This is a genomic window from Amycolatopsis melonis, assembly GCF_040064235.1.
Classification (GTDB): Bacteria; Actinomycetota; Actinomycetes; order Mycobacteriales; family Pseudonocardiaceae; genus Amycolatopsis; species Amycolatopsis melonis.
Genome location: NZ_JBDZYD010000005.1, coordinates 103,244 through 122,011, shown reverse-complemented (window position 1 = coordinate 122,011; position 18,768 = coordinate 103,244). Strand labels below are relative to the sequence as shown.

Genomic DNA, 18,768 nt, shown 5'->3' with positions numbered 1-18,768 from the left:
CGGCTCGGACAAGATGGCGGCATGACCGACCAGCCACCCCACGGCCTGCCCCGCTACCGCCTCATCACCGGACCGGACGACGCGAAGTTCTGCCACCGCGTCAGCGAGGCACTCGAACTGGGCTACCGCCTGCACGGCTCGCCGGCCGCGACGTTCGACGGTGACCAGGTGATCGTCGCGCAGGCCGTGCTCTGGAAGGGCGAACTGGGCTAAGCGGCGCTCCGCAGGTACATCCCGGCATAGGAGCACCACGGCGTCCAGGCGCGGGCCCGCTCGCCGAGCGAGTCCGGCGCGATGCCCAGCGCTTCGGCGCCGCGGCGGACGGCGGGGTCGCCGGTGAGCAGCACGTCCGGGGCACCGAGGACCCGCATCACCACGTGGTCCGCGGTCGCCGGGTCGACGTACGTGAGCAGCTCCGCGTGCAGGTCGGCCGCGTCCCGGCCGACGTGCACGTCGAGCTTGCCCTCCGCCAGGGCCGTGACGACGGCGTGCCCGGGCAGGACCGTGGCGACCTCGGCGGCGGTCGGGAACAGCCGCGTCACGCCCCACTCGCCCGGCACTTCCGCACCGGGTGGCAACTCGCTCAGGAGGGCGCGGAGCAGCAGTTCCTCGCCGTCGACGGCGCCCGGGACCCGGATGCCCGGTGTCCGCGCCACCAGCGGCGCGAGTGCCGGGTCGGCGCCCAGGACCCGGGTGACCGCCGCGGGATCGGCGTCGAGGTCGAGCAGCCGGCGCACCCGGCTGACCGCGCTGCCGAGGTCCCGCAGGTCGGTGAGCAGCAGCTCGCAGCGCACGTGATCCGGTTGCGGCGTCAGTCGCACGATGCCGGTGCCGTGGGCGAGCCGCAGGGTGCGCGCGTAGGTCTCCGAAGTGACTTCCTCGACGCCCGGCACCGCGTGTCCGGCGAAGAAGCGAAGCAACCCCGCTGCGTCGAAGGGCGGCCTGAACGGCAGCCGCAGGCTGAGCCGCGTCCCGCTGACGTCGCCCTGACGTCCCCGCCGAGCCGCCGCGGACACCCGCAGCTGCGACGGCGTCGTCGCGAACACCTCTCGGATCGTCTCGTTGAACTGCCGCACGCTGGAGAAACCCGCCGCGAAGGCGACGTCGGTCAGCGGCAGCTCAGACATCTCGATGAGCAGCCGCGCCGAGTGCGCGCGGTGCGCCCTCGCCAGGGCGAGCGGGCCCGCGCCCAGCTCGGCGGTGAGCACGCGGCCGAGCTGGCGTTCGGAGTAGCCGAGCCGCCGCGCGAGGCCCGGGACGCCTTCGCGTTCGACGGTCCCGTCGGAGATCAGGCGCATCGCCCGCGCGGCGAGGTCGGCACGCACGTTCCAGTCCGGCGAGCCGGGCACGGCGTCGGGCAGGCAGCGGCGGCAGGCACGGAAGCCGTTGGCCTGCGCGGCCGCCGACGTCGGGAAGAAGCGGACGTTCTGCGCCTTCGGCGTCGACGCCGGGCACGACGGGCGGCAGTAGATGCCGGTGGTGCGGACGGCCATGATGAACTGGCCGTCGAAGCGGGAGTCGCGGGCGGTGACCACGCGGTAGCAGCGTTCGGCGTCGCGCCAGAGTGCGGGCGCCGACGCGGTGTTCGTGACCATGAATCCCAGCATGCCAGCAGGTCAGCGCCATGTCTGGCGGAAATCCGACGCCGCGTTGGGTGCGTGGGGCCGGGGCGGGACGGACACGTAGACTTGTCCGTCGTGAGCCTCACCCTCGGTATCGTCGGCCTGCCCAACGTCGGCAAGTCCACCCTGTTCAACGCGCTGACCCGCAACGACGTGCTCGCCGCGAACTACCCGTTCGCGACGATCGAGCCGAACGTCGGCGTGGTCCCGCTGCCGGACCCGCGGCTGGACAAGCTGGCCGAGCTGTTCGGCTCGGAGAAGACCGTGCCCGCCGTGGTGTCCTTTGTGGACATCGCGGGTATCGTCAAGGGCGCGTCCGAGGGTGCCGGGCTGGGCAACAAGTTCCTCGCGAACATCCGTGAGGCCAACGCGATCTGCCAGGTCATCCGGGTGTTCGACGACCCCGACGTCGTCCACGTCGACGGCCGCATCGACCCGTCGAGCGACATCGAGACGATCAACACCGAGCTGATCCTCGCCGACCTGCAGACCCTGGACAAGGCGCTGCCGCGGCTGGAGAAGGAAGCGCGGACGAAGAAGGAGAACAAGCCCGCGCTCGACAACGCCCAGAAGGCGAAGGAGATCCTCGACTCCGGGCGCACGCTGTTCCAGGCGCAGAAGGAGGTCGACTTCGCGGCGCTGCGGGAGCTGAGCCTGCTGACCACGAAGCCGTTCCTGTACGTCTTCAACGCGGACGAGGCGGTGCTGACCGACCCGGCTCGCCGCGAGGAGCTGACGAAGCTCGTCGCGCCGGCGGACGCGGTGTTCCTCGACGCGAAGGTCGAGGCTGAGCTGCTGGAGCTGGACGACGAGGAGTCGGTGCGCGAGCTGCTGGAGTCGGTCGGCCAGCCGGAGCCGGGCCTGTACTCGCTGGCCCGCGCGGGCTTCCACACGCTGGGCCTGCAGACGTACCTGACGGCGGGCCCGAAGGAGTCGCGCGCCTGGACGATCCCGCAGGGCGCAACGGCCCCGCAGGCGGCGGGCGTGATCCACACGGACTTCGAGCGCGGCTTCATCAAGGCGGAGATCGTGTCGTTCGACGACCTGATGGAGGCCGGTTCCATGGCGGCGGCCCGCGCGGCGGGCAAGGTCCGCATGGAGGGCAAGGACTACGTCATGGCCGACGGCGACGTGGTCGAGTTCCGCTTCAACGTGTGAGCCGCCCGCTCACCCCGGACGAGCGGACGGCGCTGGAGACGCTGCTCGCGGCGGACTTCCCCGGCGCGGCGGAACTGCGGGCGCAGGCCGCCACGGCACGGGTGACCGGCCGCTGCGGCTGCGGGTGCCCGACGATCGACCTGGAAGTGGCGGCCAGCGCGCCGACGGCCGCGGTCGCGGGCCGCGTCGCGGTCGAAGCCGACGTCCCGGACGGCGGCCTCATCGTGTTCGCCGACGAAGGCCGCCTGTCGGGACTCGAATACTGGACGACGGCCGACGAGACGCCGTCCGCGTTCCCGCCGCCGGAATCGATCGGGCCACTCGGGTGGTGACCGCCCGGTAACGCCCCCGCGTCCCGCCGCGGGCGCATAGGATGGCCGCTCGCATCGTCCGGCGAACGGGAGGGTTCCTGCGATGGGGCGGCAGAAGGAGGCGGCTCCGGTTCCGCCGTGGACGCCACGCGACGAAGTGCTGCGCTACACCTGCTACCTCGCCGCCCTGCTGTCCGGCGGGCACAGCACGCAGGACGTCGTCGAGGTACTGGCGCCCTTCCCGCCGACCAACGCCGACGACGAGAAACTGTGGGCCACCGGGCCGTTCGTGCTCTCCGACTTCCGCGCGCTCGGCGACGGAAGCTGGCAGGTCAGCACCCCGGTGGTCTTCGGCACCGGCGCGATCGGGGTGGGCCTGGTCGCCGGTTCCCTCGTCGGCGGCTCGATCGCGAAGTCCCGGGCGCGCCGCGCGGCGCAGGCGGCGGCGGTCCCGCGCTGGGTGCCCATCGAGCAGGGCCAGCTCTACCTGAGCCAGTACGGCTTCTACATGCACACGCCGAACGTCCTGCGCTGGAGCTGGAGCGAGATCACCGGCGCCTCGGTGGTGGCGCCCGCGACGGTCCATTTCACCGGCAACAGCGTCGACGGCCCGATCTCCTGGCTCCTCCAGTCGGACTGGGCGGAACTGCTGTTCGTGACGTGGGCGCTGACGATCCACCCCCGCCACCCCCAGCTGCTCACCGGCGGCTGGCTGCCACCGGGCTGGCTGGAACACGCCCGGTTCCACCACCGTCCGCCGGACCCGGCACCGGGTGCGGGACTGCCGGCGATCACGGCGGCCGGGGAGCCGGAGGAAGCCGGGGCATGACGGCCGGAAAAGGGGATCTGGACCGCAGCCTCCGCGAGCACCTCGCCGCGCCGTTTCCCTCCTCGGTGAGCAGAGGGGAGACCTATGGGGCGGTGTGCAGACCTCGGCGGGTGGGTGGAAAGAGTCGCCACGGGGGACCGGCTGCCGCCGGAGGAGCTGGAACTGGCTCTCGAGCGTTCGATGTCAGCCGGGTAGCGACGGCACCACGTTCCCGCCGCCGCGGTCTGACACGCTCGGAAGCATGAGCGCCTACGTCATCTCCGAGGTCGAGATCCTCGACGAAACCCAGGCCCAGCGCTACCGCGAACTCGCGCAGGCGTCCATCGCCGCCCACGGGGGCCGGTACCTCGCGCGGGGCGCCGTTCCGGTCACCCTCGAAGGGGAGACTCCGGACAACCGCCGGCTGGTCGTCGTCGAGTTCCCCGATCGGGCGACCGCCGAACGCTGGTATTCCTCGGCCGAGTACGCCGCCGCTCTGAACATCAGGGCGACGGCGCTGCGGCGGCGGCTGCTGCTCGTCGACGGCCTCGGCTAGCCGAGCAGGCCGAGCAGCGCGATCACGATCAGCACCACCGCCGGGGCGAGGGCGTTGATCCAGGCGCGCTGGGCGGTGGTCAGGGTGCTGTTCATCGGCGTTTCCCTACGAGCGGAGCAATACTTCCGCAGGAACAGCGCGCCGATCACCGCCGGCGTTAGCCCCTGTGATCAAGGTAACTCGCGGCGGTTACGGGCGGTGAACCAGAGCACGCCTCCGGCCGCCGCCACCATCGAGGCGAATGCTGCCGTGCCGACCACGATGGCCTGGGTCATCTCTTGTCTCCCTCCCGATAGTCCGGTACTCGGGAGACGTCTGACCAGCGCCGACGTGCACTCGGCGTAACCGACGTCACGGGCTCGCGATGACCTCGTCGATCTGGTTCGCCAGGTCGAAGTCCTTCGCCGTCAGGCCGCCCGCCGAATGCGTCGTCAGGCGGAACGTCAGGGTCCGCCAGCGGATGTCGATGTCCGGGTGGTGGTCGGCGGCCTCCGCCAGCACCGCCACCCGGTCGACCACCTCGATCGCCTGCAGGAAGCTCGCCAGTTCCACCTCGCGGGCGATCACGGAGCCGGACCGGGTCCAGCCCGGGCCCAGCCTTCCGTCGGCCTCGGCGTCGCTCAAGATTTCCGTCATGTCTCCATGGTCGTCCGTCCTGCACTACGCTGCACGGTTGCCACGGGAGTCCGGTCAGCCGGGCTGAGAGGCGGGTCACCCGCGACCGTTCGCACCTGACCGGATCATGCCGGCGAGGGGAGGGCTGCCCTCCTCGTCCGGCGAAGTGCAGGAGGGTAGATGAAACGCAGGGCTGTTCGCGCCGCGACGGCCATCGCCGCCGTCAGCGCCGTCGCCGCGGCGTGCTCGCTGTCGGACGGTGACGGTGGCACGCAGCAGACGCCCACCGTCACCCTCGTGACGCACGATTCCTTCCTCGCGCCGCAGGAGGTGCTCGACGCCTTCCAGCGGCAGTCGGGCATCAAGATCTCCGTGCTCAAGCAGGGCGACGCCGGTTCGCTGACCAACAAGCTGGTGCTGACCAAGGCGAACCCGATCGGTGACGTCGCGTACGGCGTCGACTCGACCTTCGCCTCGCGCGCACTCGGCGAGGGCGTCTTCGAGCCCTACACCAGCCCGGAGGCCGACCGGGGGCCGCAGCGCTACGCCGTCGACCCCGAGCACCGGCTCTCCGCGGTCGACGTCGGCGACGTCTGCGTCAACGTCGACACCGGCTACTTCGCCACCAAGGGCCTCGCCGCGCCGACGACCTACGAAGACCTGGCCGACCCGAAGTACAAGGACCTGCTGGTCGCCGAGGACCCGGCGACGGCCTCGCCCGGCCTCGCGTTCCTCCTCGGCACCGTCGCGAAGTACGGCGAAGCCGGCTGGAAGGACTACTGGACGCGGCTGAAGGCCAACGGCGTCAAGGTGGTCAGCGGCTGGGAAGAGGCCTACACCAAGCAGTTCTCCGGCTCGTCGGGCAAGGGCCCGCGCCCGATCGTCGTCTCCTACGCGTCGTCGCCCGCCGCCGAGATCGGTGACGACGGCAAGCCGCGCACCAAGGCGCTGCTCGACACCTGCTACCGGCAGGTCGAGTACGCCGGAGTGCTGGCGAACGGCAAGCAGGCCGAGAACGCGCGCAAGGTCGTCGACTTCCTGCTCTCGCAGCAGTTCCAGGCGACCGTCGCGGCCAACATGTACGTCTACCCGACGCGCCAGGGCGTCGACCTGCCGCAGGGCTGGGCGCAGGTCGCGCCGCTGCCGCAGAAGCCGCAGACACTGCCCGCGGACCAGGTGCAGGCCGGACGCGAGAAGTGGATCGGCGAATGGCGCACGCTCATGCAGTGACATCCGAGGCTTCGCCTCGGGCCGGGGGCTCCGCCACCCGGGGCCCCCGAAAAACGGTGATAGCTCCACCCAGAACCGCCCGGGGAATCGGCCTGGCCCTGCTCGGCCTGCTCCCGATCGGGTTTCTCGTGGTCTTCTTCGCCTGGCCGGTGCTGGCGATCGTGGGCCGCGGGTTCGCCGCGGGCGGCCTCGACGTCGTGCTCGGCGATCCGCGGACCTGGCAGCTGGCCGGGTTCACCGTCGCCAGCGCGGCCGCGTCCACGGTGGTCGCGGTGCTGGCCGGGCTGCCGGTGGCATTCCTGCTGGCGCGCGTGCGGCTGCCCGGCGTCGGCCTCGCGCGGACGCTGGTGCTCGTGCCGTTCGTGCTGCCGACCGTGGTCGTCGGGCTGGCGTTCCGCGCGCTGTGGCCCGACGGCGGTGTGCTGCCGATCGTGCTGGCCAACGCGTTCTTCAACGTCGCCGTCGTCGCGCGGACCGTCGCCGGGCTGTGGGCACGGCTCGACGCGCGGACGGCCGACGCCGCCCGCGCGCTCGGCGCGTCGCCGTGGCGGGCCTTCCGGTCGGTGACGCTGCCCGCGCTGACCCCCGCGATCGCGTCCGCCGCGGCCGTGGTGTTCCTGTTCTGCGCCACCAGTTTCGGCGTCGTGCTCATCCTCGGCGGCGCCCGCTACCGGACCCTGGAAACCGAGATCTACCTCCGGACGGTCGACCTCCTCGACCTCTCCGGCGCGGCGGCACTTTCGCTGATTCAGTTCACCGCCGTGGTCGCCGCGCTCGTGCTCGGCGGCCTGGCGCGACGGCGCAAGGAGGGTGCGCGGATCGGCGCGAGCGCCGCGCGACGGCCGCGGGGTGGCGAATGGTGGGTCGCCGGCGCCGCGGGCGTCGTCCTCGCGTTGCTGCTGACGCCGATCGTCGCGCTGCTCGCCGAGTCGGTGTCCACTGAGGACGGCTGGAGCCTCGCCGGGTACCGGGCGCTGGCGAGCACCGGGGACAGGGGCGCGCTGCAGGTGTCCGGCTGGGACGCCGCGCTGAACTCGCTGAAGGTCGCCGTCGACGCGACACTGCTGGCGATGGTCGTCGGCGTGCTCGCGTCCGTGGTGCTGGTGGCGCTGCGCCGGTCGCCCGCGCGGGCCGCGCGCGGGCTGGGGGAGACGCTGGACGCCGCGCTGATGCTGCCGCTCGGCGTGTCCGCGGTGACGGTCGGCTTCGGGTACCTGGTGACGCTCGACGCGCTGCCCGGCGACCTGCGGACGTCGCCCTACCTCGTGCCACTGGCCCAGGCGCTGGTCATCACGCCGCTGATCGTGCGGATGGTGCTGCCGGTGCTGCGCTCGGTCGACGTCCGGCTGCGGCAGGCCGCGTCGACGCTCGGGGCGGGCCCGCTGCGGGTCTGGCGGGAGATCGACCTGCCGCTGGCGCTGCGGCCGCTGGTCGCCGCGGCCGGGTTCGGGTTCGTGGTGGCGCTCGGCGAGTTCGGTGCGACCAGCTTCCTCGCCCGGCCGACGGCGCCGACGCTGCCGGTCGCGGTCGCGACGCTCATGGCGCGTCCGGGTGAGCTGAACAACCAGATGGCGTACGCGGCGTGCGCGTTGCTCATGCTCGTGACGGTGCTGGCGGTCGCGTTGATCGACCAGCTCGGGCGCGGCCGGGTGGGAGAGTTCTGATGGCGCTGTCGGTACGGGACCTGACCGTCCACTATGGATCGTTCGCGGCGGTCCGCGACGTCCGGCTGGACATCGCCGACGGTGAAGTGCTCGCACTGCTGGGTCCGTCGGGCTCGGGGAAGTCGACGCTGCTGCGTGCGATCACCGGCCTGGAGCCGTCGGCGCGCGGCTCGGTGAGCTGGGACGGCGAGGACCTCGGCGCGGTGCCGGTGCACCGGCGCGGGTTCGGGCTGGTGTTCCAGGACGGCCAGCTGTTCACCCACCGCGACGTCGCCGCGAACATCGCGTTCGGCCTGCGCATGCACGGCGTGCCCCGCGCGCAGTGGGCGCCACGCGTGGCCGAGCTGCTGGACCTGGTCGGCCTTTCCGGCTTCGAGAAGCGCCGGGTGACGGAGCTGTCGGGCGGCCAGGCGCAGCGGGTGGCACTGGCCCGCGCGCTGGCCCCGAAGCCGCGGCTGCTGCTGCTCGACGAGCCACTGTCCGGTTTGGACGCGGGCTTGCGGGAACAGCTGGCGATCGACCTGGCGGACCTGTTGCGGCGCAGCAAGATCACGGCGTTGCTGGTGACGCACGACCAGGAAGAGGCGTTCACGCTGGCGGACAGGGTGGCGGTGCTGGACGCGGGCGAGGTCCGCCAGGAGGGCGCGGTCCGCCGGGTGTGGCGCAACCCGGCGGACGACGAGGTGGCCCGCTTCCTCGGCGTGACGACGTTCGTCGACGGCACCGCGGCGGACGGCCGGGTGCGCACGCCCCTGGGGGAGGTGGCACTGCCGGACGTCCCCGACGGTCCCGCGCGGCTGGGCCTGCGTCCGCACGCCCTCCGGGTGGCTGCCGAAGGCACACCGGGCGAGGTCGTGGCGGCCGTGCACCGCCGGGAACACGTCCGGCTCGTGGTGAAGCTGGCCGAGTCCACTGTGGACGCGGTGGCCCCGGCGGCGTCGGACCTGCGCGCCGGCGACGCGGTGCACCTCGAACTCGACCCGGACGGCCTGGCACTGGTCGGCCGCGGCTTGTCGTGAGTGGTAATTCGCGTTCTAACCCGAATTAACACTCACGACCGCGGACCGGCGGCGGGCACGTCAGCCGTCGCGAGTGGACAGTCGGGCGTAGGCCAGTGACAGGCCGATCACGATGTAGCACGCCGCCCGGAGGGCTCCCTCGCCCAGCAGCTGGGTGCCCATCGGGTCCTGCAGGACCTCCGCCGGTGCCATCGACCAGTTCTGCGTCAGCAGGAACGGGTGCAGCCAGTCCAGTGACTTGAGGAACCCGAGGATGGTGAACACGATGTCGGTCGCCAGTACCGACGCCACCACCAGCATCGGGTGCTCGGTCCAGCTGGAGATCGCCAGCGCCACCGCGCCGATCGCCCACAGCTGGAGCACCACCCAGCCCGCCACCAGCAGGATCCGGGCCAGCGCGCCGCCAAGGGACAGCGTCGTGCCCGACAGCGTGAACAGCGAGTCCGTGCCGTTGATGATCAGGCCCGTCACCACGCCGGTGACGCACATCGCCAGCACCGAGACCACCGACACCGTCGCGACGCCGAACGCTTTGACCGCCAGCAGCCGGCCTCGCCCGACCGGGGCGATCAGCCAGCCGCGCAGCGTGCCGTGGGACGTCTCGCCCGCGATCGCGTCCGCTCCCGCCATCGCCGCGGCCAGCGGCAGCAGCAGTGCCAGTGCCAGCACGATCGCCGCGATCGGCAGCACGAACGCGTTGTTCACCGCCGACGCCAGCAGTGCTCCGCCGCCGTCGTCCGGGCCGTTGGCGCTGGCCGGCTCGTCCACCAGCGTCAGGCCGATGCCGATCACCACCGGGATCAGCGCCAGCAGCCCCAGCACCGCCAGCGTGCGCGGCCTGCGGAAGATCCAGCGCAGCTCCGCGGCCAGCAGCCGCGTCAGCGGCACCGTGTCGTGGCCCGTGCGGGCCGCCGGTGCCTCGAGAACCGCCGTCATTCCGCCCCCTCCGTCAGCCGCGCGAACAGGTCTTCCAGCCCGGTGCGCGCCCGCGTCGCCTCGTGGACCGCGACCCCCGCGCCCACCAGGACCTCCAGCACCCGCGGCGCCGGTGTCGCCGTCAGGTCCGCGCGGACGCCGTCCGGCGTCAGCCGCACGCCGATCCGGTGCTCCCGCAGCGCCTCCACCGCCTGCTCCGCGTCCGGCGTGCGGACCAGCAGCGCCGCGTTCCCGGACTCCAGCAGCTCCGCCAGCTCGCCCTGCGCGATGACGTTCCCCGACTGCAGCACGGCCACGTGCGTGCACGTCGCCTCGACCTCGGCCAGCAGGTGCGACGACACCAGCACGGTGACGCCCTCGGCGTGCAGCTCGGCCATGATCCTGCGGATCTCCCTGGTACCCGCAGGGTCGAGGCCGTTGGTCGGCTCGTCGAGCACGACCATCTTCCGCGGCACGAGCAACGCCGAAGCGAGCCCGAGCCGCTGCTTCATGCCGAGCGAATACCCGCGGTACCGGCGCCGCGCCGCCCCGGTCAGCCCGACGCGCTCCAGCGCCGCGTCGACCGCGCGCGGGATGCCTGCCGACGAAAGCCGCGGTTCGGCCGCCGCGAAGCGCAGCAGGTTGTCGCGCCCGGACAGGAACGGGTGGAAGCCCGGGCCCTCGACCAGCGCGCCGACGTCCGGCAGCGCGTGCGCGGCGGCGTCCGGCATCGGACGGCCGAGCAGCTCGACCTCGCCCTCGGTCGGCCGGACCAGGCCGAGCAGCATCCGGATCGTCGTCGTCTTGCCCGAGCCGTTCGGCCCGAGCATCCCCATCACCGCGCCCTGCGGGATGTCGAGGTCGACGTGGTCCACCGCGACCGTGCCGCGGTAGACCTTGCGCAGGCCCCGGGTGCGCGCGGCGAGCGGGACCGCCGGGGCGGGCGTCTCCGCGGAAACGCCCGCCCCGGACTCGACAGCTGTGCTCGTCACTTCTGACCCAGCGCCTCGTACAGGACCTGCTCCGGCACCGCGCCGGCGGCGAACCGGCCGTCGTCGGTCAGCACCGCGCTGCCCACCTTCGTGGTGAACAGGTAGCCGCTGCCCCACGCGCCGCTGACCTTCTTGCCGAACCGCTCGATCAGCGCCTTCGGGTCCGCGGTGCCGCCGCGGCCCTCCCGGCCCTGCTGCTTCGGCGCCGCGTTCAGCGCGTCCGCCGGGACCTTGCCGGTCACGACGGTGTCCCAGCCGTCGCCGACGACCTTGACGTCCTGGCGGGCCTGCTCGGCCAGGTCCTTGGTCTGCTGGTCGAGCTTCGGCGTCTTCTCCTCCACCTTGACGCCCTTCGGCGGGGTGAAGGTGAAGAGCTCGGCAGGCTGCTGGGTGAACTCGATCTCGCTGAACGCGACCTGCAGCGCCGGCGTCGCGGTGCCGTTGGTCAGCACCGACACCCGCAGCGGCATGCGCGTCTGGGAGTCGACCGCGACGCGGATCTCCCGCAGCACCGTCCGCTCGGTCGGCTTCGGCGTCAGAACCAGCTCGTAGGCCGGGCGGCCGGCGACGGTCGCGGTGCCGTCGACCGAGACCGTGCTGCTCTCGCGGACCTTCGCCAGCAGCTCGGTCGACGCCGCCAGCGGGTCGGCCGTCTTGTCGCTGCCCGCGCCCTTCTGCTGCGCGACGTCGGCCGGGATGGTGACCTTGGTCGCGGTGTTCGTCCGGGAGCTGTAGTCCCAGACGGTGGTGCCGTCGTGGACCACCGTCTCCTGGCTGGCCCCCTGCGTGACGGCCAGCCGGCTCCGGCCCGCGCCGTCGCTGAAGATGTGCGCCGAATCCATGTTCAGCGCCGACGCCCCCGGCAGCGCGTTCCCCACCTGCGGCAGGCCGAGGTCGTTGGTGACCTTCACCGTGCCGTCGAACGCGCCCGGCTTCGCCTGCGCGACCGACTGCACCAGGTCCTCGGCACTCACCGCCGGCAGCGCCGGCTTGTCGTCGGCGCTGGCCGGCATCGCGACGAACGCGAGGCCGCCCGCGCCGAGCGCGGTGCCGACGACCGCGGCGGTGATGCCCTTCGTCTTCGGTTTCATGCGTCTCTCCCTGTGGTGTTCCCGGGCCCGAGTGTGCCCGGCTCCCTGGCACCGACGCTTCCCTCTCGAGGCTGAGATACCCCTGAAGGTTCTCCCTCTCCGGCTGAGATCGCGCTGAGAACCGACGCACGACCTGGGCAAACCGGCCATGATGAGTCTCGTGAAACCTCGGGTGCTGGTGGTGGACGACGAACCGGGCGTGCGGAAGGCGCTGCAGCGCGGGCTGCGGGCGGAGGACATGGACGTGGTCACCGCCGCGGACGGCCCGACCGGGCTGCAGCTGGCGAGCACCGGCTCGTTCGACGTCATCCTGCTCGACATCATGCTGCCGGGCCTGTCCGGCTACCGCGTGCTGGAACGGCTGCGCAAGGACGGCGTCACCACGCCGGTGCTGCTCGTCTCGGCCAAGGACGGCGAGGTCGACCAGGCCGACGGCCTCGACCTCGGTGCCGACGGCTACCTCGTCAAGCCGTTCTCCTTCGTGGTGCTGGTCGCCCAGGTCCGCGCGACGCTGCGCCGCGCGGGGCCGGACTCCGGCCGCGGCACGCTGCGGCTCGGCGCGCTGGAGGTCGACCGCGGGCTGCGGCAGGTGCGCTGGAACGGCGCGGAGGTCGCGCTGAGCCCCCGCGAGTTCGCGCTGCTGGAGGCGCTCGTCGGCCGGGCGGGCACGGTCGTCACGAAGGACGAGCTGCTGCGCGCGGTCTGGGGCGAGGAGCAGGCGGTGACACGCAACCTCGTCGAGGTCTACGTCGGCTACGTGCGGCGCAAGCTCGACGCGGTGGGGGCCGGCGCGCTGCTGCGCACCGTGCGCGGGCACGGCTACCTGGCCTCCGACGCGCAGCTGGACGAGGTCATCACGCCGTGATCTCGTGGTGGCGGGGCCGGTCCCTGCAGGTCCGGATCACCGTGCTCGCCGCGACGATCACCCTCGGCTGCCTGCTCGGGCTGGCGGCACTGGCCGCGGCGAACCTGTCGCCGCTGCTCATCGGCTCGGTCGACCGCGAGCTGTCGGGCGCGCTCGGCCCGGCCGGGGCCGAGGTGAGCGCCGGGCGGCCGCTGTCCGGCGCGGACCCGGTGACGCTGCGGGTGCTCGACATCGCGGGCACGCCGGTGGACGGCGGGACGCCGGCCGGTCTGTCCCCGGCGGACGTCTCGGCGCTCAAGGCGGGGCAGCCGGTGCAGCGCGACGGCGCGCGGTACCTGGGCACGGTGGTCAGCGCGCCGGACGGGGCACAACGGCTGGTCGTGGCGGGCGCGGGCCTGGTCGGCTTCTCCGCGGCCGTGCACTACGGCGGGGTCTGGCTGGTGGTCGTCGCGTCGCTCGGGGCGCTGGTGGCGGGCTTCGCGACGTGGCTGGTGGTGCGGCTGTCGCTGCGGCCGGTCGCCCGGATGCGCGGTTCGGTGCGGTCGCTGCCCCCGGGCGCGCGGCTGGCGCTGCCGGACTCGCACGACGAGCTGCGCGCGCTGGCCGAGGAGTTCAACGCCCTGCTGGAGCGCCAGGAGCAGGCGAGCGAGCGGCTGCGCCGGTTCACCGGCGACGCCGCGCACGAGCTGCGGTCGCCGGTCGCGTCGATCCGGGTGCAGGCCGAGGTCGCGGTGACCAATCCCGATCCGGAGCTGGCCCAGGAGACACTGTCGGACATCCTCACCGAGGCGGAACGGCTGTCGTCGCTGCTGGACGGGCTGTTGTCGCTGGCCCGGTCGGACGCGGGCGAGGTGCCGCCCGCCGCGCCGGTCGAGCTGGTCAGTGAGGTCCGGTCGGCGGTTGCGAGACTGCCGTCGGGTGCCCCGGAGACGCGGGTGAGCAACGCGGTCGCGCAGGCGTGGGCGTCGGCCGCGCACGCCGAGGTCGAGCTGGTGCTGGACAACCTGCTGCGCAACGCGTGCCGCTACGCGCGGGGCCAGATCGTGGTGTCGGTGCTGGCGTCCCGCACGTGGGTCCGGGTGGTGGTCGACGACGACGGCCCGGGAATCCCGCCGGAGCACCGCGAGAAGGTGTTCGACCGGTTCTACCGCATCGCCGACGACCGAGCCCGCTCGTCAGGTGGCACGGGCCTGGGCCTGGCGATGGTGGCCGAGACGGTCCGCCGCCGCGGCGGCCGGGTCCAGGTGACGGAGTCCCCGGACGGCGGCGCCCGGTTCGTGGTGACCTGGCGCGCGGTGACGGCCGGTTGACGGTGGCCCAAACGCCCCAATGCGGCCTTGGGTGCGTTGAGCGCACCGAAGGCCGCCTTGGGCGCGTTGAGCGCACCGAAGGCCACATTGGGTGCTCCGCCCATGCCCCCACCGCCGCCCTCAACGGAGGCGCTTCGCGCCGCTGTGTTCACCAGCGCACCGAAGGCCACATTGGGTGCGTTGAGCGCACCGAAGGCCGCCTTGGGCGCGTTGAGCGCACCGAAGGCCACCTTGGGGCGCTCGGCAACCTGGCCACCGTTCGGGTCTACCGCGCGGCGCTCCCCGTGACCGGGCTTCCGGGTAAGTTCCGGGACTGTGAACGCTGTGATCGTGGGAGCCGCACTGGTGCGGGACGGCAAGCTGCTCGCCCAGCAGCGGGCCTGGCCGCCGGGGCATGCCGGGCAGTGGGAGCTGCCCGGCGGGCGGGTCGAAGAGGGGGAGTCCGAGGCCTTCGCGCTGGCCCGGGAGTGCAGCGAGGAACTCGACGTCGTCGTCGAGGTCGGGGCGCGGGTCGGCGAGGACGTTCCGCTGCCCGGCGGGAAGGTCCTGCGGATCTACGCCGCCACGCTCGTCTCGCCGGGCGAGGAGCCGCGGGCCGTCGAGCACCGGGCCGTCCGGTGGCTCGGTCCCGACGACCTCGACGACGTCGACTGGCTGCCCGCCGACCGCCTGCTGCTCCCCGCCTTCCGGCAGCTGCTCGCCTAGCCCGCCCCGATCATCCGCAGGGCCGCGTCGAGGCGGTGGGAGCCGCGTTCCCGCGCGCGTTCCGCGCCCGCCTTGCGGACCCGCTCCAGCTCCGCGACGTCGTCGAGCAGCGTCAGCGCGCGTTCCCGCAGGGGCCGCAGCTCTTCGATCACCGCGTCGGCGACGGCGTCCTTCACCGCTCCGTACGACGTGAACTCGTCGGCCAGCTCGGCAGGCGAGCCGCCGCGGCAGGCGGCCAGGATCTCCAGCAGGTTCGCCATGCCGGGCCGGGTGTCCGGGGCGTGCACCGGGATCGAACCGCCGTCGGTGACCGCGCGGCGGATCTTGCGGCGGATCTGGTCGGGCTCGTCGAGGACGAACACCGTGCCCGCCGCGTCGCGCGTCGACTTCGACATCTTGCGCGTCGGGTCGGTGAGGTCCTTCACGCGCGCGCCCGCGGGCGGCAGCACCGCCTCCGGGATGGTGAACACCTCGCCGTAGGTGCCGTTGAAGCGCTTGGCGAGCGTCCGGGTCAGCTCGACGTGCTGCCGCTGGTCCTCGCCGACCGGCACCTCACGCGCGCCCTGCAGGAGGATGTCCGCCGCCATCAGCGCCGGATAGGTCAGCAGCGACAGCCGCACACCGGCCTGTCCCTTCGACTTCTCCTTGAACTGGATCATCCGCGCGGCCTCGCCGTAGTTGCAGGTGCACTCCAGGACCCAGGTCAGCGCGCCCAGCTCGCGCGCCAGGTCGGACTGGACGAACACCCGCTCGGGATCGATGCCCGCGGCGATCAGCACGGCGAGCTGCTCGCCCGCCAGTGCTCGGAGTTTCACCGGATTGTGCGGGGTCGTCATGCCGTGCAGGTCGGCGACGAAGTACAGGTCGTCCGCGCCGCCCTCGAGCGCCCAGCGGCGGACCGCACCCAGGTAGTTGCCGAGGTGGACGTGACCGGACGGCGTGATCCCGGACAGCTTGCTCATCGTTTCTTCCTTCCGAGGAGGGGACCACCCCGGCGAGAAGGCACGAAAAAGGCCGCCCGTCCGGGGGCGGCCGCTGGATGTTTCAGCGCAGGGTCGAAGGGCCGCCGGAGGGCGGCCACCACTGGGTGCGCTGCGGGTGCATGGGGCGACTATAGCCCGATCCGTCACCAGTTCGCATCGTCCGGACGCGCGAGCGCGCTCCCGGAGTTACCTTCATAGCCATGTATGTCGTCCTGCTGAACTACACGGCCCCCATCGAGGAAATCGACTACGCGCTCCCGGATCACGTCGAGTGGCTGAACAAGCAGTACGAGCACGGCCACTTCCTGGCGTCCGGGCGGCGGAACCCGCGCACCGGCGGCGTCATCATCACGCGCCCGATGGCCCGCGGGAAGCTCGACGCGATCCTCGCGTCCGACCCGTTCTCGGTGAAGCACCTCGCGCAGTACGAGGTCATCGAGTTCTCGCCGACCAAGACCGCACCCGAGCTGCGGCTGATCAACGAGGCCGTGCCGCACTGAGCTAGGCGGCCAGGTCCAGCTTCGCCTTCTTCAGAGCCAATACCGGGCACTTCTTGCAGCGCGGTTTCGACCGGCAGCACTTCTTCTTGACCTTGCCCGCCTTGATCAGCTTGCGCACGACCTTCCGCGGGTCGTCCGGCTTCTTGCCCACGCGCACGCTCCCTCGGGTCGGCGTCGTTCACCGGGTATCCACGTTAGGTGAGCCTAACCGATCTGGGGGCGTGGGGCTGCTCACAACCGGGCGGCAGGTATCCTGAGTGAGGTCCGCGTGTGACCAGAGCCGGTCACGGGATCCCTTGACGGGCTTTGCGCGGCCTTCCAACCCCTTGAAGTTCAGGAGTTTTCGCGTGCCCGCAGCCAGCGCTACCGTCGAAACCGGCCGGCCGACCGGTAAGACCCGGCCCGACCTGCGCAATGTCGCGATCGTAGCCCACGTCGACCACGGCAAGACGACGCTGGTGGACGCGATGCTCCGCCAGTCCGGCGCCTTCGCCGAGCGTGCCGAGGTCGTCGACCGCGTGATGGACTCCGGCGAGCTGGAGCGCGAAAAGGGCATCACGATCCTGGCGAAGAACACCTCGATCCGGCGCCAGACGCCCGAGGGCCAGATCACCATCAACGTCATCGACACTCCCGGCCACGCCGACTTCGGCGGCGAGGTCGAGCGCGGGCTGTCCATGGTCGACGGCGTCGTCCTGCTGGTCGACGCGTCCGAGGGCCCGCTGCCGCAGACCCGGTTCGTGCTGCGCAAGACCCTGGAGGCCGGCCTGCCGGTCATCCTGGTCGTCAACAAGGTCGACCGGCCGGACGCGCGCATCGCCGAGGTCGTCGAGGAGACCCACGACCTGCTGCTCGACCTGGCGGGCGACATCGAGGACGCCGACCTCGACGCGATCCTCGACCTCCCGGTCGTCTACGCCTCCGCGCGGGCCGGCAAGGCCAGCCTCGAGCAGCCCGCGGACGGCGGCCTGCCCGACAGCGAGAACCTCGACCCGCTGTTCGACACGCTGCTGCGCCACGTCCCGCCGCCCGTCGCCGACCTCGACGCGCCGCTGCAGGCGCTGGTCACCAACCTCGACGCGTCGAACTTCCTCGGCCGCATCGCGCTGATCCGCATCCACGCCGGCAAGCTGCGCAAGGGCCAGACCGTGGCCTGGATGCGCGAGGACGGCTCGGTGCAGAACGTCCGCATCTCGGAACTGCTGGTCACCGAGGCCCTGACCCGCGTCCCGGCCACCGAGGCCACCGCGGGCGAGCTGGTCGCCATCGCCGGCATCCCGGACATCACCATCGGCGACACCCTCGCCGACGCGGAGAACCCGGTGGCGCTGCCCCGGATCACCGTCGACGAGCCCGCGATCTCGATGACGATCGGCGTCAACACCTCGCCGCTGGCGGGCCGCAACGGCGGCGACAAGGTCACCGCGCGGCTGGTCAAGGCCCGCCTCGACCAGGAGCTGGTCGGCAACGTCTCGATCCGCGTCCTGCCGACCGAGCGCCCGGACACCTGGGAGGTCCAGGGCCGCGGTGAGCTGGCGCTGGCCATCCTCGTCGAGCAGATGCGCCGCGAGGGCTTCGAGCTGACCGTCGGCAAGCCGCAGGTGGTGCTCCGCACGATCGACGGCAAGCTGCACGAGCCGTTCGAGCGCCTCTACATCGACTCGCCGGAGGAGCACCTCGGCGCGATCACGCAGCTGCTCGCGTCCCGCAAGGGCCGCATGGAGGACATGAGCGGCAACGGCACCGGCCGGATCAAGCTGATCTACGTGCTGCCCTCGCGCGGCCTGATCGGCTTCCGCACCGACTTCCTCACCGAGACCCGCGGCACCGGCATCGCGAACCACGTGTTCGAGGGCTACTTCCCGTGGGCGGGCGAGATCCGCACCCGGCACAGCGGCTCGCTGGTCGCCGACCGGTCCGGCCCGATCACCGCGTACGCGATGATCCAGCTGGCCGACCGCGGCACGTTCTTCGTCGAGCCGGGTGCCGAGGTGTACGAGGGCATGGTCGTGGGCGAGAACCCGCGCATGGAGGACCTCGACATCAACATCACCAAGGAGAAGAAGCTCACCAACATGCGCTCGTCGACCGGTGACGAGCTCGAGCGCCTCGCCCGGCCGCGCAAGCTGGGCCTGGAGGAGGCGCTGGAGTTCTGCGCGGCCGACGAGTGCGTCGAGGTGGCGCCGGACGTCGTCCGCGTGCGGAAGGTGACGCTGGACATCGCGACCCGCGCCAAGGAGCGGTCGCGGGCCAAGAGCCGCGAGAACGGCTGACCTTCCGAAGCTGCGAAAAACCTCCCGGTGTGCGGCACCGGGAGGTTTTTTCGTGCCGGTTCGGCTACGCTGAGTCCGCGGCCGGCCCACCGGGCGTCACGGATTCCGCGGTTCTTCTCCTTATATCTTTATAGGGGCTCTCGCCTGGTGC

At 72.3% G+C, this 18,768-nt stretch carries 20 protein-coding genes; 13 read left to right on the top strand and 7 right to left on the bottom strand.

Going from position 1 to position 18,768, the window contains the following annotated elements; genetic code table 11:
* Nucleotides 1–21 precede the first annotated feature (21 nt).
* On the top strand, nt 22–213 hold the full coding sequence (locus ABJI51_RS14510) for a DUF1737 domain-containing protein (RefSeq protein ID WP_348951050.1): 192 nt from the start codon (nt 22–24) through the stop codon (nt 211–213).
* On the opposite strand, the gene ABJI51_RS14505 is transcribed toward ABJI51_RS14510, so the two are convergent.
* On the bottom strand, nt 210–1,595 hold the full coding sequence (locus ABJI51_RS14505) for a DNA-3-methyladenine glycosylase 2 family protein (protein WP_348951049.1): 1,386 nt from the start codon (nt 1,593–1,595) through the stop codon (nt 210–212). The two genes, ABJI51_RS14510 and ABJI51_RS14505, sit on opposite strands and share 4 nt — an antisense overlap.
* Before the next feature lie 102 nt (nt 1,596–1,697).
* Between ABJI51_RS14505 and ychF the strand changes: the two genes are divergently transcribed.
* From ychF to ABJI51_RS14485, 4 genes are all read left to right on the top strand, one after another.
* On the top strand, nt 1,698–2,780 hold the full coding sequence (gene ychF / locus ABJI51_RS14500; RefSeq protein ID WP_348951047.1) for a redox-regulated ATPase YchF: 1,083 nt from the start codon (nt 1,698–1,700) through the stop codon (nt 2,778–2,780).
* Entirely contained in the window at nt 2,777–3,112 is a 336-nt protein-coding gene (locus ABJI51_RS14495; RefSeq protein WP_348951045.1) for a hypothetical protein, read from the top strand. Before ychF ends, ABJI51_RS14495 begins: the two co-directional genes overlap by 4 nt.
* Before the next feature lie 82 nt (nt 3,113–3,194).
* Complete coding sequence (locus ABJI51_RS14490; protein ID WP_348951044.1) at nt 3,195–3,920, top strand: hypothetical protein; 726 nt, start codon at nt 3,195–3,197, stop codon at nt 3,918–3,920.
* Between the two features lie 241 nt (nt 3,921–4,161).
* Nucleotides 4,162–4,455: a DUF1330 domain-containing protein gene (locus ABJI51_RS14485; RefSeq protein WP_348951042.1), complete on the top strand. Its 294-nt coding sequence runs from the start codon at nt 4,162–4,164 to the stop codon at nt 4,453–4,455.
* 351 nt (nt 4,456–4,806) lie between these two features.
* Here the strand turns inward: ABJI51_RS14485 and ABJI51_RS14480 are convergent, their stop codons facing one another.
* A complete protein-coding gene (locus ABJI51_RS14480) occupies nt 4,807–5,091 on the bottom strand; it encodes a 4a-hydroxytetrahydrobiopterin dehydratase (RefSeq protein ID WP_348951040.1) in 285 nt (94 codons plus the stop codon).
* A 159-nt stretch (nt 5,092–5,250) separates the two neighbouring features.
* Here ABJI51_RS14480 and ABJI51_RS14475 point away from each other — a divergent pair, with 159 nt between their 5' ends.
* The 3 genes from ABJI51_RS14475 (at nt 5,251) to ABJI51_RS14465 (ending at nt 8,983) form a co-directional block, all read left to right on the top strand.
* Nucleotides 5,251–6,300 (top strand): thiamine ABC transporter substrate-binding protein, encoded by a 1,050-nt coding sequence (locus ABJI51_RS14475; RefSeq protein WP_348951039.1) that lies wholly within the window; start codon nt 5,251–5,253, stop codon nt 6,298–6,300.
* Between the two features lie 107 nt (nt 6,301–6,407).
* A complete protein-coding gene (locus ABJI51_RS14470) occupies nt 6,408–7,964 on the top strand; it encodes an ABC transporter permease (RefSeq protein WP_348951859.1) in 1,557 nt (518 codons plus the stop codon).
* On the top strand, nt 7,964–8,983 hold the full coding sequence (locus ABJI51_RS14465) for an ABC transporter ATP-binding protein (protein ID WP_348951037.1): 1,020 nt from the start codon (nt 7,964–7,966) through the stop codon (nt 8,981–8,983). The genes ABJI51_RS14470 and ABJI51_RS14465 overlap by 1 nt, the downstream gene beginning before the upstream one ends.
* A 60-nt stretch (nt 8,984–9,043) precedes the next feature.
* Here ABJI51_RS14465 and ABJI51_RS14460 read toward each other — a convergent pair whose 3' ends face one another.
* The 3 genes from ABJI51_RS14460 to ABJI51_RS14450 are packed head-to-tail and all read right to left on the bottom strand — an operon-like array spanning nt 9,044 to nt 11,981.
* Entirely contained in the window at nt 9,044–9,919 is an 876-nt protein-coding gene (locus tag ABJI51_RS14460) for an ABC transporter permease subunit (RefSeq protein ID WP_348951035.1), read from the bottom strand.
* Entirely contained in the window at nt 9,916–10,890 is a 975-nt protein-coding gene (locus tag ABJI51_RS14455) for an ABC transporter ATP-binding protein (RefSeq protein ID WP_348951034.1), read from the bottom strand. The genes ABJI51_RS14460 and ABJI51_RS14455 overlap by 4 nt, the downstream gene beginning before the upstream one ends.
* Entirely contained in the window at nt 10,887–11,981 is a 1,095-nt protein-coding gene (locus ABJI51_RS14450; RefSeq protein ID WP_348951032.1) for a LolA family protein, read from the bottom strand. The genes ABJI51_RS14455 and ABJI51_RS14450 overlap by 4 nt, the downstream gene beginning before the upstream one ends.
* A gap of 148 nt (nt 11,982–12,129) precedes the next feature.
* Here ABJI51_RS14450 and ABJI51_RS14445 point away from each other — a divergent pair, with 148 nt between their 5' ends.
* The 3 genes from ABJI51_RS14445 to ABJI51_RS14435 all read left to right on the top strand — a co-directional run bounded on the left by ABJI51_RS14445 (nt 12,130) and on the right by ABJI51_RS14435 (nt 14,861).
* Entirely contained in the window at nt 12,130–12,846 is a 717-nt protein-coding gene (locus ABJI51_RS14445; protein WP_348951031.1) for a response regulator transcription factor, read from the top strand.
* Entirely contained in the window at nt 12,843–14,156 is a 1,314-nt protein-coding gene (locus ABJI51_RS14440) for a sensor histidine kinase (RefSeq protein WP_348951030.1), read from the top strand. The genes ABJI51_RS14445 and ABJI51_RS14440 overlap by 4 nt, the downstream gene beginning before the upstream one ends.
* Before the next feature lie 315 nt (nt 14,157–14,471).
* Nucleotides 14,472–14,861, top strand: coding sequence for a (deoxy)nucleoside triphosphate pyrophosphohydrolase (locus ABJI51_RS14435; RefSeq protein ID WP_348951028.1), 390 nt, complete (start codon nt 14,472–14,474; stop codon nt 14,859–14,861).
* Here the strand turns inward: ABJI51_RS14435 and trpS are convergent.
* Nucleotides 14,858–15,823, bottom strand: a complete 966-nt coding sequence (trpS, locus tag ABJI51_RS14430; RefSeq protein ID WP_348951026.1) for a tryptophan--tRNA ligase — start codon at nt 15,821–15,823, stop codon at nt 14,858–14,860. The two genes, ABJI51_RS14435 and trpS, sit on opposite strands and share 4 nt — an antisense overlap.
* Nucleotides 15,824–16,044: 221 nt before the next feature.
* Here trpS and ABJI51_RS14425 point away from each other — a divergent pair, with 221 nt between their 5' ends.
* Entirely contained in the window at nt 16,045–16,344 is a 300-nt protein-coding gene (locus ABJI51_RS14425; protein WP_348951024.1) for a YciI family protein, read from the top strand.
* Between the two features lies 1 nt (nt 16,345).
* On the opposite strand, the gene ABJI51_RS14420 is transcribed toward ABJI51_RS14425, so the two are convergent.
* Nucleotides 16,346–16,495, bottom strand: coding sequence for a hypothetical protein (locus ABJI51_RS14420; RefSeq protein ID WP_348951022.1), 150 nt, complete (start codon nt 16,493–16,495; stop codon nt 16,346–16,348).
* A gap of 196 nt (nt 16,496–16,691) precedes the next feature.
* Here ABJI51_RS14420 and typA point away from each other — a divergent pair, with 196 nt between their 5' ends.
* Nucleotides 16,692–18,617, top strand: a complete 1,926-nt coding sequence (gene typA, locus ABJI51_RS14415) for a translational GTPase TypA (RefSeq protein ID WP_348951020.1) — start codon at nt 16,692–16,694, stop codon at nt 18,615–18,617.
* Nucleotides 18,618–18,768: the final 151 nt, after the last annotated feature.

Excerpts from the sequence above, each read along its gene's own strand:
- ABJI51_RS14510 (WP_348951050.1), top strand. The coding sequence starts at position 22 with ATGACCGACCAGCCACCCCACGGCCTGCCCCGCTACCGCCTCATCACC.
- ABJI51_RS14505 (WP_348951049.1), bottom strand. The coding sequence starts at position 1,595 with ATGGTCACGAACACCGCGTCGGCGCCCGCACTCTGGCGCGACGCCGAA.
- ABJI51_RS14490 (WP_348951044.1), top strand. The coding sequence starts at position 3,195 with ATGGGGCGGCAGAAGGAGGCGGCTCCGGTTCCGCCGTGGACGCCACGC.
- ABJI51_RS14485 (WP_348951042.1), top strand. The coding sequence starts at position 4,162 with ATGAGCGCCTACGTCATCTCCGAGGTCGAGATCCTCGACGAAACCCAG.
- ABJI51_RS14480 (WP_348951040.1), bottom strand. The coding sequence starts at position 5,091 with ATGACGGAAATCTTGAGCGACGCCGAGGCCGACGGAAGGCTGGGCCCG.
- ABJI51_RS14475 (WP_348951039.1), top strand. The coding sequence starts at position 5,251 with ATGAAACGCAGGGCTGTTCGCGCCGCGACGGCCATCGCCGCCGTCAGC.
- ABJI51_RS14465 (WP_348951037.1), top strand. The coding sequence starts at position 7,964 with ATGGCGCTGTCGGTACGGGACCTGACCGTCCACTATGGATCGTTCGCG.
- ABJI51_RS14460 (WP_348951035.1), bottom strand. The coding sequence starts at position 9,919 with ATGACGGCGGTTCTCGAGGCACCGGCGGCCCGCACGGGCCACGACACG.
- ABJI51_RS14450 (WP_348951032.1), bottom strand. The coding sequence starts at position 11,981 with ATGAAACCGAAGACGAAGGGCATCACCGCCGCGGTCGTCGGCACCGCG.
- ABJI51_RS14445 (WP_348951031.1), top strand. The coding sequence starts at position 12,130 with ATGATGAGTCTCGTGAAACCTCGGGTGCTGGTGGTGGACGACGAACCG.
- trpS (WP_348951026.1), bottom strand. The coding sequence starts at position 15,823 with ATGAGCAAGCTGTCCGGGATCACGCCGTCCGGTCACGTCCACCTCGGC.
- ABJI51_RS14425 (WP_348951024.1), top strand. The coding sequence starts at position 16,045 with ATGTATGTCGTCCTGCTGAACTACACGGCCCCCATCGAGGAAATCGAC.